This window comes from Mesorhizobium sp. M0772, from assembly GCF_040320135.1.
Classification (GTDB): Bacteria; Pseudomonadota; Alphaproteobacteria; order Rhizobiales; family Rhizobiaceae; genus Mesorhizobium.
Window position 1 is genome coordinate 1 of sequence record NZ_JAMYPB010000039.1, and the last position, 12573, is coordinate 12573.

The window sequence follows — 12573 nt, forward strand, 5'->3', positions numbered from 1 at the left end:
CCCGTGATCATGTTCTTCACATAGTCGGCGTGGCCGGGGCAGTCGACATGGGCGTAGTGGCGCGCTGCCGTCTCGTATTCGACGTGCGCCGTCGAAATGGTGATGCCGCGGGCCTTCTCTTCGGGCGCCGCATCGATCTGGTCGTAGCGCTTGTATTCGCCAAAATACTTCGTGATCGCCGCCGTCAGCGACGTCTTGCCATGATCGACGTGGCCAATCGTGCCAATGTTCACATGAGGCTTGTTACGCTCGAATTTACCTTTTGCCATAGTCTCTTTCCTTGGACGGCCTTGACCTTCAGTTCAGTCGAATGCGGGGCGATTAGCGACTACGGCCGAAAAACACAAGTGCCTTGTGGCCGGGTGCGCTGTCCACTCGGTCTCAACCGATGATCCGATTGCGGGGATATGGCGCTGATATAGGAACGCGCGAGCGGAAATGAAATGGGGGCTGCGGGCTCCAGCACCTGTTTGCTATTCCCGCCCATGTCCTGTCCCGCCCATGTCCTGGCCTTTGCCTGCCGGATTTGCAGCCGGCGCCTGGCCCATTGCCGCTGCGGCGGCGGTCTGATTTGGTTGCCCCATGCAATTCATACCGACCTCCATACGCGGCCCGCTGTTCATGATCGTTTCGACGGGGTCGTACCTCGTCAACGACACGATGATGAAGCTCGCCACAGCGGGATTGCCGTCCTATGAAGTGCTGTTCCTGCGCGGGGTCGCGGCCACGCTATGGGGCATGCCGCTGCTGTTCCTGCTGGGCTATCGCAGGCAGATACCTTTGATCTTCGACAAACGCGTGCTGCGCCGCAACCTGCTCGAGCTGGCGGCCATCCTTTGCTACGTCGTGGCGCTGGCCAACATGCAGATCGCCGATTCGACCGCGCTCGGGCAGATCACCCCGCTTTTGATGCTGGTCGGCTCCTCCATCCTGTTCGGCGAACGGATCGGCGGCGTGCGCATGGCGCTGATCGGGCTCGGCTTCATCGGTGCGCTTATGGTGGCCCAGCCGACCATGCAGGGCATCTCGGTCTATGCGTTGCTGGCGCTCGGCAACGCGGCATTGGCGGCGGCACGCGATCTTGCCGGCAGGCGGGTCGCGGCCGAGGTGCCGGGCATGATCGTCGCCATTTCCGCCGTCGTGGTGGTGCTGATCGGCGCGGGCGCCGCGCATCTCGTTTCCGAGCGCTGGGTGATGCCGGAAGCCCGGCACCTGCTGCTCATGGCCGGCGCCGGATTCTTCCTGATCTTCGGCCATTTCTTCATCTTCATGGCCTATCGCGTCGGTCCGACCGGCATCGTGGCGCCGTTCTACTACTGTTTCACCGTCTGGGCGGTCATCTCAGGCGTGCTGGTGTTCGGGCAGTTCCCGAATGCCCTGGCGGTCTGCGGCATCCTGCTGGTGGTCGCGAGCGGGCTGACCATCGTCTCGCTCGATGAACGCAAACGAAGGCTGACCGTCGTCGCCTGACCTTCAAGTCAACGCGTCGAAGCAGGTTCGGCCGTCCTGCGGTCAACCAGTCGGCAGACTGGCGCCTAAAGCGTTCGCTTGCCGGAGAACTGGTGATAGGCCCACAGCACGACCACCGCGCCGATGACGGCGACGATCAGGCTCCAGATGTTGAGGCCGGTCACACCCGTGGCGCCAAAGGCGCTGAAGATCAGCCCTCCGACGATGGCGCCGACAATGCCGAGCACGATATCCATGATCAGGCCCTGGCCGGTCTTGTTGACGATCTTGCTGCCGATAAAGCCGGCGATGACGCCGAGGATGATCCAGCTGATAATGCCCATTTTTCCTCTCCATTCCCCCGCCGGCCGATCATGGTCACATGATTGTCAAAAGCTCAAGCCAACTTGAATTTCCGCCCGCATGCTCCATTGTAGCCGGCGGGACGGGCTTGGTCGTTATGGAGGATTGACCTATGGGACTTTTTGACAACGCCGTGCCCGGCGGCAACATCACCAAACCGCTGATGATCGCGCTCGGCGCGCTGCTGGTGGGAAAGATGCTGAGCGGCAGAAGCGCCGAACAGACGAGTGCCGAAGAGACGGGCGAGCCCGCCCAGCCTCAAACGCCAGCCCCCACCGGAACCACGGCCTCAGGGGATGGCGGCCTGCTTGGCGGACTGGGCGGACTGCTCGACAAGCTCAAGACTGCCGGCCAAGGCAATGTCGCTGACTCCTGGGTCGGCACCGGACAGAACCAGCCGATCAACGCCAATGATCTCGGCAAGGCGATCGGCCCGCAGGTCATTCGAGAGATCGCGCAAAGGACCGGACTGGACGAGCAGGAGTTGCTCAAGCAATTGTCCACAGCCCTGCCCGGCATTGTCGACAGACTGACGCCGAACGGACAGGTGCCGCAGCAACACCAGGTCGCGTCCGCCTTCAACAGCTAGACTTCTGCGCCTGCATCACGCGCAAACACGCCCGGCACCGCCTTGCGGCTGTCGGGCGTTGCTGCGACCAGCGCCGCGAACCGCCTGGCAGTCGACGCATCGACCGGCGTGTAGACGGAAACCGAGAAATCACTGTCGCGGCCGCCCGGCTGCAGCGTGGCGAAATCGAACGACATCGCGCCGGCGACAGGGTGCCGGATGGATTTCCGCCAGATCGGTGGCTCGGCGATGTCGCGGCTGTTCCAGCACGCGACGAACGCTTCGCTTGCCGCTTCCAGTGACGAAAGCAGCGCGGCCAGCACCGGATCGCGAGGCATGGCGACTGTGGCAAGCCGGAACTGCGCGACCGCCGAGCGCGAAACCTCCGGCCAGTCGACAAAGCGCTGCCGCCATTCCAGGTCGAGAAACAGCCGGGCGAGCAGGCTGCCGGACCACTCATCATCCGTCTCGAAATCCCCGAGCAGCACCGCCGCCGGGTGGTTCCAGACGACGACCTGCCAGTAGCGGTTGACGACATATGCCGGGTGCGGCGCCAGCCCGTCGAGCAGGCTTAGCAGCGGCGCGCTGGGCAGGCCTTGCTCGCCGAGCCGGTTTCGCCAATCGAGATCGGGCCGCGCCAATTGGAAGAGATAGGCCTGCTCCGACCGGCTCAGTCTCAGCACCCGCGCCAGCGAGCGAAGCACCTGCGGCGACGCGTTCACCTCCCGTCCCTGCTCGAGCCAGGTGTACCAGGTGGTGCTGATCCCCGCCTCGGCGGCGACCTCTTCGCGCCTGAGGCCCGGCGCCCGGCGGCGGCCATTGGCGCCATCGATCCGCGGCAAGCGGCCCCGCCGCTCGCGCAGGAAGCGGGCAAGCTCATCGCGCCGTGGGCCGTCGTATGGCATGCAGTCACCTCCGATACCAGTATAAGCTATAGTCTTGTACTACTTTAAAGGAAAGCTAGGTTGCGGGCGACCGAACATCAGCCCACGGGACTTCGACAATGAACGCGCTCAATGAAATCCGTCAGATCGACTACACCGTCATCTTCGCCCGCGACATGGCCGCCATGCGGCACTTCTACGGGGATGTGATGGAATTTGATCTGCAGCGCGAACTCGGCGACAGGTGGATCGAATATCGGGTCGGCCCGAACACGCTGGCCTTGACCAGCCTCGGCATGATGTTCAACGACACGCCGCAGCAGCGGGATGCGCTGTCGCTGCAGCTGGCATTCCGGGTGGCGCCGGAGATGGTCGCTGCCTGCGCCGAGGCGCTTCAGGCCAAGGGCGTGCAGCCGGTCCTGCCGCTCACCGACCAGGAATGGGGCCACAGAACAGTGTTCTTCCGCGATCCGGACGGCAACGTTGTCGAGATATTCGCTGAGATCTGATGCGGAGTGGGGAGTTTGGAGCGGGTAGCGGGAATCGAACCCGCATATTCAGCTTGGAAGGCTGCTGCTCTACCACTGAGCTATACCCGCATCGTCCTCAAGGTTCGCGGGCTGGCAGTGGTGGAGAGGGTTGGATTCGAACCAACGTAAGCTAAGCTAACGGATTTACAGTCCGTCCCCTTTAACCACTCGGGCACCTCTCCAGCCTGCCGTCGAAGCCTTGCAACGAGGCATTCTCGCCGATCAGGTCGAAACCAGGGTTTTGTCCGAAATCAGCGAAGCGCCTTATGGCGGCAAGGCCAGTGGGTGTCAACCGCACCCCAAGGCAAAATGCGCTGAATTTGACAGCCTGCCCGGCAAGCCGGGTTTCTGCCTGTATCCACAGCCCGGCGACGCGGCTATAGAAGCCGGCCATGAGCAATGACAACACGCCCAAGACCGCCAAAGACACCCATTACGCCAAGCTGCGCCGCGCCCATCGCGACGAGAAGGCCGGCGGCGCGCCCGCCTTCCGGCCGCGCCAGCCGGTGCCGCCGGGCGAGAACGCCGCCGACGGGCTGGTGCGGCTTTATGGCCTGCACACGGTGCGCGCCGCGCTCGACAATCCGCGCCGGCGGATCAGAAAGATGTTGGTGACGCGCAATGCCGCCGAGCGGCTGGCGATCGCCGACCTCGCCGCTTTGCCGTTCAAGGCCGAACTGGTCGAGCCGAAGGACATCGACAAGATCACCGGTTCGGACGCCGTCCACCAGGGCGTGCTGATCGAGGCCGAGCCGCTGAAGCCCAAGCGCCTTGACGCGCTCGGCGATACCAAACTGGTGCTGGTGCTCGACCAGGTCACCGACCCGCACAATGTCGGCGCCATCCTGCGCTCGGCGGTCGCCTTCGGCGCCGGTGCGCTGATCACCACGGCCCGCCACAGCCCGCAGGAATCCGGCGTGCTGGCCAAATCCGCCTCCGGCGCGCTGGAACATATCGACCAGGTCGAGGTGAAGAACCTCGCCGACGCGCTGGAACAGCTGCACGAAGCCGGCTTCCAGACCATCGGCCTCGATTCGGACGGGCCGGCCGAACTCGAAACGAGTTTTTCAGGCGAAAAGATAGCCCTGGTGCTCGGCGCCGAAGGCAAGGGCCTGCGCCAGAAGACGCGCGAGACGGTGACGACACTCGCCCGCCTCGACATGCCCGGCGCCATCCGCTCGCTCAACGTGTCGAACGCCGCGGCGGTGAGCCTTTATGCGGCACGGAAGTTCCTTGGAAAGTGAATAGTGAATGCTGAATGGAAAGCGTTCTTACCGTCACCGTTCACTATTCACCCACTTCATGCCCCGCCATCCGCTCCAGCGCCCGCACCAGCGCCGAATGATCCTCTTTCGCCCCGCCATTCGCCGCGCACGAGTTGAACAGCTGCTGCGTCGTCGAGGTGTTGGGCAATGAGACGCCGAGCGCCTTGGCGCCTTCCAGCGCCAGGCTGAGATCCTTCTGGTGCAGTTCGATGCGGAAGCCCGGCGCGAAGGTGCGCTTTATCATGCGCTCGCCATGCACCTCGAGGATGCGCGATGCCGCCAGCCCGCCCATCAGCGCCTGCCGGACCTTGGCGGGGTCGGCGCCGGCTTTTGCGGCAAAGACCAGCGCCTCGGCGACCGCCTCGATGGTCAGGGCTACGACGATCTGGTTGGCAACCTTGGTGGTCTGGCCGACGCCGTTCGGGCCGACAAGCGTGACGTTCTTGCCCATCTTTTCGAACACGGGCTTGGCGCGCTCGAACGCCTTGTCCTCGCCGCCGACCATGATGGTCAGGGACGCCGCCTTTGCGCCGACCTCGCCGCCCGACACCGGCGCGTCAAGATAGTCGCAGCCGAGATCGTTGATCTTTTTGGCAAAGGTCTTGGTCTCGATCGGCGAGATCGAGCTCATGTCGATGACGAGCTTGCCCTTGCTCAGGCCGGATGCAACACCATTGTCGCCGAACAGCACCTCGGCTACCTGCGGGGTGTCGGGAACCATGGTGATGATGATATCCGCGGCCTTCGCCACTGCCGCGTGGCCGGTGATGCTTCTCAAGCCCTTGGCGACGAGATCGGCCGGCGGCTTCGAGCGGTGGTCGCTGGCGACGACGGTGTAGCCGGCATTGAGCAGATGCCCCGCCATCGGCGCGCCCATGATGCCGAGGCCGATGAAGCCGATGGTTTCCATTGTTTTCTCCTTTGTTGAGGCTGAGTTCCTTCGCGCCCCCCTCTGGCCTGCCGGCCAATCTCCCCCACTTGTGGGGAGATTGGCAGTTTCGGCGCCTCGCTCACCCTACAATGTTGGGGATTGGCGAAAGCCGGGATGACGTCCGATCTCCCCACCTGTGGGGGAGATGGCCGGCAGGCCAGAGGGGGGCGCGAAGGAACGCGACTTCAAATTGCAACAGCTAAGCCGCAGCACTCCCCTGCCCGGCCAGCTCTCTGAACCACTCCAGCCCGGCCTCCGTCCCCGCCTTCGGCTTGTATTCCGCCCCGACCCAGCCGGAATAACCAATCCGGTCGATATGCTCGTAGAGGAAGGGATAATTGATCTCGCCCGTCCCCGGCTCGTGACGGCCGGGATTGTCCGCAAGCTGGATATGCGCGATGCGGCCAAGGTTTGCCTCGATGGTACGGGCGAGATCCCCCTCCATGATCTGCATGTGATAGATGTCGTATTGCAGATAGAGGTTCTTCGAGCCGACGCGGTCGATCAGCGCCAGCGCCTGGTTCGAATAGTTCAGGAAGAAGCCCGGGATGTCACGCGTGTTGATCGGCTCGATCAAAAGCCGGATGCCGGCCTGCTCCAGTTTCTCGGCCGCAAACGCGAGGTTCTCGGCTAAAGTATTTTCCAGCACCGAACGATCCACGCCCTGCGGCGCGATGCCGGCGAGGCAATTGACCTGCTCGCAGCCGAGCGCATGGGCATAGCTGATCGCCTTGGCGATGCCTTGCCGGAATTCCGGCGCGCGGTCGGGCAAAACCGCGATGCCGCGCTCGCCCTTGCCCCAGTCGCCGGCCGGGAGGTTGAACAGCACCTGTGTCAGGCCGTTCTTCTTCAGCCGGGCCGCGACCACGTCAGGCGTATGATCATAGGGGCCGATATATTCGACGCCCTTGAAGCCGGCGCGGGCTGCGGCATCGAAGCGATCGAGGAACTCATGCTCGCCAAAGAGCATCGACAGATTGGCTGAAAAACGCGGCACTCTTTTTCTCCTTCTTCTGCTTGGCCCTAGGCGTGTTGAGATTCAGGTCGGGCAGAGTCGAAAACGGTGACTTTCGAGAACCGGAGCGGAACGTACTTTCTGTACGTGAGCACCGGAAGCGCAGGAAGGCGCCGTTTGCAGGCCTGTCTCACCTGAATATCGGCGCGCCTAATCGAGCAACACAATCGCCGTCGGCGCATCCTCATGGCTTTCGGCAAGGTCCTCGAATTCGGTGATCTTGTCGATTTCCGTGCCCATGGAAATGTTGGTGACGCGCTCGAGGATGAATTCGAGCACCACCGGCACCTGGTATTCCTTCATCAGCCGCTGCGCTTCCTTGAACGCGCCGGCGAACTCTTCCGGTTTGCGCACCCGGACCGCCTTGCAGCCCATCGCTTCTGCGACCGCGACATGGTCGACGCCGTAGCCGGCCTCCGGATCGTTGGCGCGGTTGACGTTCTCGAAGGCCAGGCTCACCTCGAAATCCATCGCAAAACCGCGCTGCGCCTGGCGGATCAGGCCGAGATAGGCATTGTTCACGATGACATGGATATACGGCAGTTTGTGCTGTGCGCCGGCCGCCAGTTCCTCGATCATGAACTGGAAGTCGTAGTCGCCCGACAGCGCCACGATGTTGCGATCCGGATCGGCGGCGCGCACGCCAAGCGCTGCCGGCAGCGTCCAGCCGAGCGGGCCGGCCTGGCCGCAATTGATCCAGTTGCGCGGCTTGTAGACATGCAGGAACTGCGCCCCGGCGATCTGCGAGAGGCCGATCGTGGTGACGTAGGTGGTGTCACGGCCGAACGCCTTGTTCATCTCCTCATAGACGCGCTGCGGCTTCAGCGGCACCTGCTCGAAATGCGTCTTGCGCTTCATCGTCTTCTTGCGGGTCTGGCATTCCTTCGCCCAGCCCGACCAGTCGCGCAGCTTTCCTGCCGTCTTCCATTCGGTGGCGACGTCGAGCAGCATCTTCAGTGCCGCACCGGCGTCCGAGACGACGCCGAGATCCGGCGCGAACACCCGGCCGATCTGGGTCGGTTCGATGTCGACATGGATGAATTTCTTGCCCTTGGTGTAGACATCGACCGAACCGGTGTGGCGGTTGGCCCAGCGATTGCCGATGCCAAAGACGAAATCGGCTTCCAACATGGTCGCATTGCCGTAGCGATGCGAGGTCTGCAGCCCGCACATGCCGGCCATCAGCCGGTGGTCGTCGGGGATCGCGCCCCAGCCCATTAGCGTCGGGATGACCGGCACGCCCGTTATCTCGGCGAATTCGATCAACAGATCCGACGCATCGGCGTTGATGATGCCGCCGCCGGCGACGATCAGCGGCTTTTCCGCGGCATTGAGCATCGCCAAGGCCTTTTCGGCCTGGGCGCGCGACATTGCCGGCTTGAACGGGACCAGCGGTTCATAGGCATCGATATCGAATTCGATCTCGGCCAATTGCACGTCGACCGGCAGGTCGATGAGCACCGGGCCCGGTCGCGACGAGCGCATCAGGTGAAATGCCTTCTGCAGCGCCATCGGCACGAGATAGGGCTCCATGACCGTGACCGCCCATTTGGCGACGGGTGCGGCTATGGCGGCGATATCGACCGCCTGGAAATCCTCCTTGTTGAGCCGTGCCCGCGGCGCCTGACCAGTGATGCACAGGATCGGGATGGAGTCCGCCGCCGCCGAATAGAGCCCGGTGACCATGTCGGTGCCGGCCGGGCCTGACGTGCCGATGCACAGCCCGATATTGCCTGATTTAGCTCTCGTGTAGCCCTCGGCCATATGCGAGGCCGCCTCGACATGGCGCGCCAGGATGTGGCGGATCGAGCCCCTCGCCTTCAGCGCCGAATAGAACGGATTGATCGCCGCGCCCGGCACGCCGAAGCCGCAGGAAATGCCTTCCTTTTCGAGAACGAGAACCGCTGCATCGACAGCGCGCATCCTGGCCATGTCCAGCCTCCTCAAGATTGTTGGTTGGTTGACAATGCCAGTGTCGTTTCCATTTTTCAATTTTTTCAGAATAATTTTTCATTTCGAGAAAACCCCTTCTATACACTGATTCCACTGGCTTTTTCGTTTTCCATGAATCCGGCCATCAAAATTGATGAAAAAGTTTTTCATTGCGATTTCGGCGAAACCGGCGACAATGCCGCCATGGAAACCAGCGAAAAACGCCAGCGCGGCCGGCCGCGCGCTTTCAACGGTCCGTCCGAGGCCGGTTCTGTACAGTCGCTCGACCGGGCCTTGCGCATCTTGGCCATCGTCGCCGAAGGCAGTGGCCTGTCGCTGAGCGAGATTTCGGCGCGCAGCGAGCTTGCGGCGTCCACCGCCTATCGCATGCTGACGACGCTGCAGAACCACGGCATGGTCGAATTCGATACATCGGACCAGCTGTGGTCGATCGGCGTCGAGACCTACCGCATGGGTGCCGCCTTCCTGCGCCGCCGCAAGCTGGTCGATCGCGCCCGCGTGGTCATGCAGGAATTGATGGAGAAGACCGGCGAGACAGCCAATCTCGGCGTCGCCGAGGACGATTGCGTCGTTTTCGTCAGCCAGGTCGAGACGCATCAGGCAATCCGCGCCTTCTTCCGCCCGGGCACGCGCAGCTCGTTCCATGCCTCCGGCATCGGCAAGGCGGTGCTGGCGCAGCTCGAGCCGGAACGCGTCGCCGCCATCCTGCGCAAGTCGGGCCTGCAGCGCTTCACCGACAAGACGCTGTCCGACATTTCGGCGCTGGCCCATGACCTGGCTGTCATCAAGCACCGCGGCTGGTCGGTCGACGACGAGGAGCGGCATCCCGGCATGCGCTGCGTGGCCGCCGCCATTTTCAACGAGTTCGGCGAGCCGATCGGCGGTGTCTCGGTCTCCGGACCGACGGTGCGGGTGACGATGGAGCGGCTGGACGAGATCGGGCCGCTGGTGCGCGACGCCGCCGCTGAGGTGACGAGGATGATCGGCGGGTTCCGATTATAATGCGGAGAACGCTTCAGCTTTTGCTCGCCGCTTCACTGTGCGGATGCGTGGCGACGGTGCCCGAACCCGCCCCTGTCTCCCAGCAAGTCAGCGAGATTCCGATCTCGCTCGCTTTGGAGGAGACAATCACGATCGGCATTCGCCAGCATTTGCAGGATCCTGTATCCGCCAAATTCGGGACGATGCGCGCCGGCGAGCGGACGCTCAACGGCCGCCGGGAAATCGTGGTCTGCGGCCATGTCGCCGCGAAGTCATCGTCCGGTGGTCATACAACAGACCAACCGTTCGCCGCCAAGATCTATCCGGATGAAGGAAGCAGCTTCGAACTCATCGCCATGGGCGATCAATCGCTGAATGCGAGCGGTGGTGTTGTCGGCACCTGCCATGCAGCCGGATTACCGATCTCCAAACCGTAGCTGACACTGCCACGCGCTCAAATGTAGGAAAGAGGGGCTGCGTACAGCCCCTCCTTCTTGTGGGGAGCCTCCTCTTAGAGGCGGCAATAGTGGCGGTAGCCGTCATAGCCGACATAGGTGTCGGAGTACGGATCGTAGCTGGCGTAGCGATTGGCGCAGCGGCGGACGTGCCAGGAACCACCCTCGTCGTCGACATAGACGGTGCGGGGCTGCTGGTTGAACAGGCTGCCGAGCACGAAGCCGCCGACGCCGGCGGCGATGCCGATGCCGATTTCGCGGTTGTGGTGATGGCTGTGGGCGGCCGAGGGCTGGACGGTGCCGACCAGCGAGGTGGCGGCGACGGTGCTGGCGATGAGGGCAGAAGCGATTTTGCGCGTGAACATGACGATCTCCTTGTTTCGTTGCGAGAGGCGATCCATCCGCCTCTTGATCATCAGTCGCGGCGAGCAGGAAAAAGGTTCGAGGTTTTTGAAGATTTTTCTCTCGGACCAGAGAACTTTCTGCGGTCGACGTTTCGTCACTCGCGAAATCTTCGCGCGACAGCGCTGAAAATCTTATGTTGCCGGTAACCGGGTGGCCCACATCAGTGGCGCCGTCGCTCGCAAAAAAAGGCGGCCGAAGCCGCCCTTCCGCGAGGCAGGTCGTCTCGCTCAAAGGAAGATGATCACTTTCCCGTGGTGATGATGATGCTTGTGGTGATGGTGCTGGTGGTGATGGTTCCACCACCACCAGGGCTTGTCGTGGTGCTTGTGATGATGGTGGTGATGATGGCCGTGAGCGGAGGACGACTGCACGGTACCGGCGAGCGCGCCGGTGGCGACGAAGATGGCGACCAGGCCCGAAGTAAGAGTGCGCTTCAACATGATGATCTCCTTGATCGAGGCGACCATTCGCCTCTGGAGATCAGTCGTCGCGGCGCGGCGAAAGGTTCGAGGTTTTTGGGGGAATAGGGAGTGGTGAGTAGGCATTAGATTGGACCCTGTCCGTGGCCCCTAAGCCCTACTCACTACTGACCACTGCTTGTCTCTCATCCCATCCCAGTCACATGCCGCAGCCAAAACGCCATCGCGATAAAACCGAGGATGGCGGCGATGCCGGTCCAGTCGACATTGGCGCTCTTCACGTCCTTGATGAGCTTTACCGCAAGCAGCCAGGCAATGACGACAAGCGGCAGGATGATGACAAGTCTGATCATGCGACACCCCGTTCGATGCGTTTGCACCTGAGAAATATGTAGGGATCGCATTGGCGGTTTTCAGCATGGCGGCCCGCCCACCTCGGCGGGGTCCATTAGCGATCGAAAACGGAGTTTTGTCTTTACTGGCGCACGAAATATGCTAACCGGAGCGCCATGCCCTTGTAGCTCAGCTGGTAGAGCAGCGGTTTTGTAAACCGAAGGTCGGCGGTTCGATTCCGTCCGGGGGCACCATCCTTCGCTCTTCGAGCTTCGGATGGCGGGCCATCCTTCGAAGCTCGACCGATAGTTCAATTCGGGGCAGCTGGCAGCAGCGGCATCAGGCTAACTCGCAACCGTTGATCCTGCGACCTTCTAAGAAAACGTCGCAGCCTGAGTGGCTGCCGTACTGCCACCGAACGTGTTTCTCACCCTGACCGATCTGTATACATAGGCGGCCCAGATCCCTGTGACTATGAAGGATGCCAAAGGTGTAACCAGAGCCCCTCCGGCAAGCAAACGGTCTACCGGGACACCAAGCACAGTCGATATCCAAACTGCGTCCAGTATGAACAAGAGAGGGATCGCAAACCACAGACATATGAACAGCTGCGGGAAGCGGTGGCTTCGCCGCAGCATCGAAACAAGCACGACCAGCTGAAGCACCAGAAATGCCAGATTGAGGGCTGCCTCGCCATAGATGGCCAAGGCCCCGTTGGGCACTGTAACAAGCTGTTGGTAGGTTTTGACCAGACTGGCCATATCGACAAGTGTGCGCAACGGCGAAAGGGACAGGCTGATCGCCAGCAGGATCAGCCAGCCGCCGAACCCCACGAGGTCATCTGGGCTCTGTGAGGATTTGCGCGACGACCGGACGGCGAAGAAAACCGGCACGCCAATCAGCAACAGAAGTATCGCCCAATGCCACATTTACCCACCCTCGAATGCATCCCTGGGTTGTTTAGCTCGCCACCTCTGGATTGTGCAAGCGTTTTTACAGAGATCAAGGCATCGTAGAGATTT

Annotated in this window: 16 protein-coding genes, 3 tRNA genes and 1 pseudogene; 7 read left to right on the plus strand and 13 right to left on the minus strand. The window is 62.3% G+C overall.

Features of this window, described 5'->3' with window-relative positions:
- On the minus strand, positions 1-269 hold a 269-nt coding region (locus tag NKI06_RS22435; protein ID WP_033839122.1), incomplete at its 3' end, for a GTP-binding protein.
- A 313-nt stretch (positions 270-582) separates the two neighbouring features.
- Here NKI06_RS22435 and NKI06_RS22440 point away from each other — a divergent pair.
- Positions 583-1470: a DMT family transporter gene (locus tag NKI06_RS22440; RefSeq protein WP_023695297.1), complete on the plus strand. Its 888-nt coding sequence runs from the start codon at positions 583-585 to the stop codon at positions 1468-1470.
- A gap of 65 nt (positions 1471-1535) precedes the next feature.
- On the opposite strand, the gene NKI06_RS22445 is transcribed toward NKI06_RS22440, so the two are convergent.
- Positions 1536-1793 carry a GlsB/YeaQ/YmgE family stress response membrane protein gene (locus NKI06_RS22445; protein WP_023667446.1) on the minus strand — a complete coding sequence of 86 codons (258 nt, stop codon included), beginning with the start codon at positions 1791-1793 and terminating at the stop codon, positions 1536-1538.
- A gap of 131 nt (positions 1794-1924) precedes the next feature.
- Between NKI06_RS22445 and NKI06_RS22450 the strand changes: the two genes are divergently transcribed.
- Positions 1925-2401, plus strand: coding sequence for a YidB family protein (locus NKI06_RS22450; protein ID WP_023681465.1), 477 nt, complete (start codon positions 1925-1927; stop codon positions 2399-2401).
- On the opposite strand, the gene NKI06_RS22455 is transcribed toward NKI06_RS22450, so the two are convergent.
- Positions 2398-3285, minus strand: a complete 888-nt coding sequence (locus NKI06_RS22455) for a helix-turn-helix transcriptional regulator (protein WP_352987205.1) — start codon at positions 3283-3285, stop codon at positions 2398-2400. The genes NKI06_RS22450 and NKI06_RS22455 overlap by 4 nt on opposite strands.
- Positions 3286-3383: 98 nt before the next feature.
- Here NKI06_RS22455 and NKI06_RS22460 point away from each other — a divergent pair, with 98 nt between their 5' ends.
- Complete coding sequence (locus tag NKI06_RS22460) at positions 3384-3773, plus strand: VOC family protein (protein WP_023688409.1); 390 nt, start codon at positions 3384-3386, stop codon at positions 3771-3773.
- A 16-nt stretch (positions 3774-3789) separates the two neighbouring features.
- On the opposite strand, the gene NKI06_RS22465 is transcribed toward NKI06_RS22460, so the two are convergent.
- The 3 genes from NKI06_RS22465 to NKI06_RS22475 all read right to left on the minus strand — a co-directional run bounded on the left by NKI06_RS22465 (position 3790) and on the right by NKI06_RS22475 (position 4188).
- Positions 3790-3863, minus strand: a tRNA-Gly gene (locus NKI06_RS22465).
- Positions 3864-3891: 28 nt separating this feature from the next.
- Positions 3892-3976: transfer RNA gene (locus tag NKI06_RS22470), tRNA-Tyr, on the minus strand.
- Positions 3955-4188, minus strand: a complete 234-nt coding sequence (locus NKI06_RS22475; RefSeq protein WP_023818201.1) for a hypothetical protein — start codon at positions 4186-4188, stop codon at positions 3955-3957. The genes NKI06_RS22470 and NKI06_RS22475 overlap by 22 nt, the downstream gene beginning before the upstream one ends.
- On the opposite strand from NKI06_RS22475, the gene rlmB reads away from it, so the two are divergent.
- Positions 4187-5038 carry a 23S rRNA (guanosine(2251)-2'-O)-methyltransferase RlmB gene (gene rlmB / locus NKI06_RS22480; RefSeq protein WP_023667451.1) on the plus strand — a complete coding sequence of 284 codons (852 nt, stop codon included), beginning with the start codon at positions 4187-4189 and terminating at the stop codon, positions 5036-5038. The genes NKI06_RS22475 and rlmB overlap by 2 nt on opposite strands.
- Before the next feature lie 43 nt (positions 5039-5081).
- On the opposite strand, the pseudogene NKI06_RS22485 reads toward rlmB, so the two are convergent.
- From NKI06_RS22485 to gcl, 3 genes and pseudogenes are all read right to left on the minus strand, one after another.
- Positions 5082-5972: pseudogene (locus NKI06_RS22485) on the minus strand (2-hydroxy-3-oxopropionate reductase); the annotation flags it as partial.
- A gap of 217 nt (positions 5973-6189) precedes the next feature.
- Complete coding sequence (gene hyi, locus NKI06_RS22490) at positions 6190-6987, minus strand: hydroxypyruvate isomerase (protein WP_023821365.1); 798 nt, start codon at positions 6985-6987, stop codon at positions 6190-6192.
- Positions 6988-7155: 168 nt separating this feature from the next.
- Positions 7156-8937, minus strand: a complete 1782-nt coding sequence (gcl, locus tag NKI06_RS22495; protein ID WP_352987208.1) for a glyoxylate carboligase — start codon at positions 8935-8937, stop codon at positions 7156-7158.
- A 204-nt stretch (positions 8938-9141) separates the two neighbouring features.
- Between gcl and bhcR the strand changes: the two genes are divergently transcribed.
- Both bhcR and NKI06_RS22505 read left to right on the plus strand, forming a co-directional pair.
- The gene (gene bhcR, locus NKI06_RS22500) at positions 9142-9960 is read left to right on the plus strand and encodes an HTH-type transcriptional regulator BhcR (protein WP_023681470.1); all 819 of its coding nucleotides are present in this window, start codon (positions 9142-9144) and stop codon (positions 9958-9960) included.
- A gap of 47 nt (positions 9961-10007) precedes the next feature.
- Positions 10008-10376, plus strand: a complete 369-nt coding sequence (locus NKI06_RS22505; RefSeq protein ID WP_352987210.1) for a hypothetical protein — start codon at positions 10008-10010, stop codon at positions 10374-10376.
- Between the two features lie 74 nt (positions 10377-10450).
- Here the strand turns inward: NKI06_RS22505 and NKI06_RS22510 are convergent, their stop codons facing one another.
- The 3 genes from NKI06_RS22510 to NKI06_RS22520 all read right to left on the minus strand — a co-directional run bounded on the left by NKI06_RS22510 (position 10451) and on the right by NKI06_RS22520 (position 11571).
- On the minus strand, positions 10451-10759 hold the full coding sequence (locus NKI06_RS22510; protein WP_352987212.1) for a BA14K family protein: 309 nt from the start codon (positions 10757-10759) through the stop codon (positions 10451-10453).
- A 267-nt stretch (positions 10760-11026) separates the two neighbouring features.
- Positions 11027-11239 carry a hypothetical protein gene (locus NKI06_RS22515; RefSeq protein ID WP_352625813.1) on the minus strand — a complete coding sequence of 71 codons (213 nt, stop codon included), beginning with the start codon at positions 11237-11239 and terminating at the stop codon, positions 11027-11029.
- Positions 11240-11403: 164 nt separating this feature from the next.
- Entirely contained in the window at positions 11404-11571 is a 168-nt protein-coding gene (locus NKI06_RS22520) for a hypothetical protein (RefSeq protein ID WP_023681475.1), read from the minus strand.
- Between the two features lie 158 nt (positions 11572-11729).
- Between NKI06_RS22520 and NKI06_RS22525 the strand changes: the two genes are divergently transcribed.
- Positions 11730-11805 (plus strand) — tRNA-Thr (locus tag NKI06_RS22525).
- A 120-nt stretch (positions 11806-11925) separates the two neighbouring features.
- Here the strand turns inward: NKI06_RS22525 and NKI06_RS22530 are convergent.
- Positions 11926-12480 (minus strand): DUF2569 family protein, encoded by a 555-nt coding sequence (locus tag NKI06_RS22530; protein WP_352987215.1) that lies wholly within the window; start codon positions 12478-12480, stop codon positions 11926-11928.
- Positions 12481-12573 lie beyond the last annotated feature (93 nt).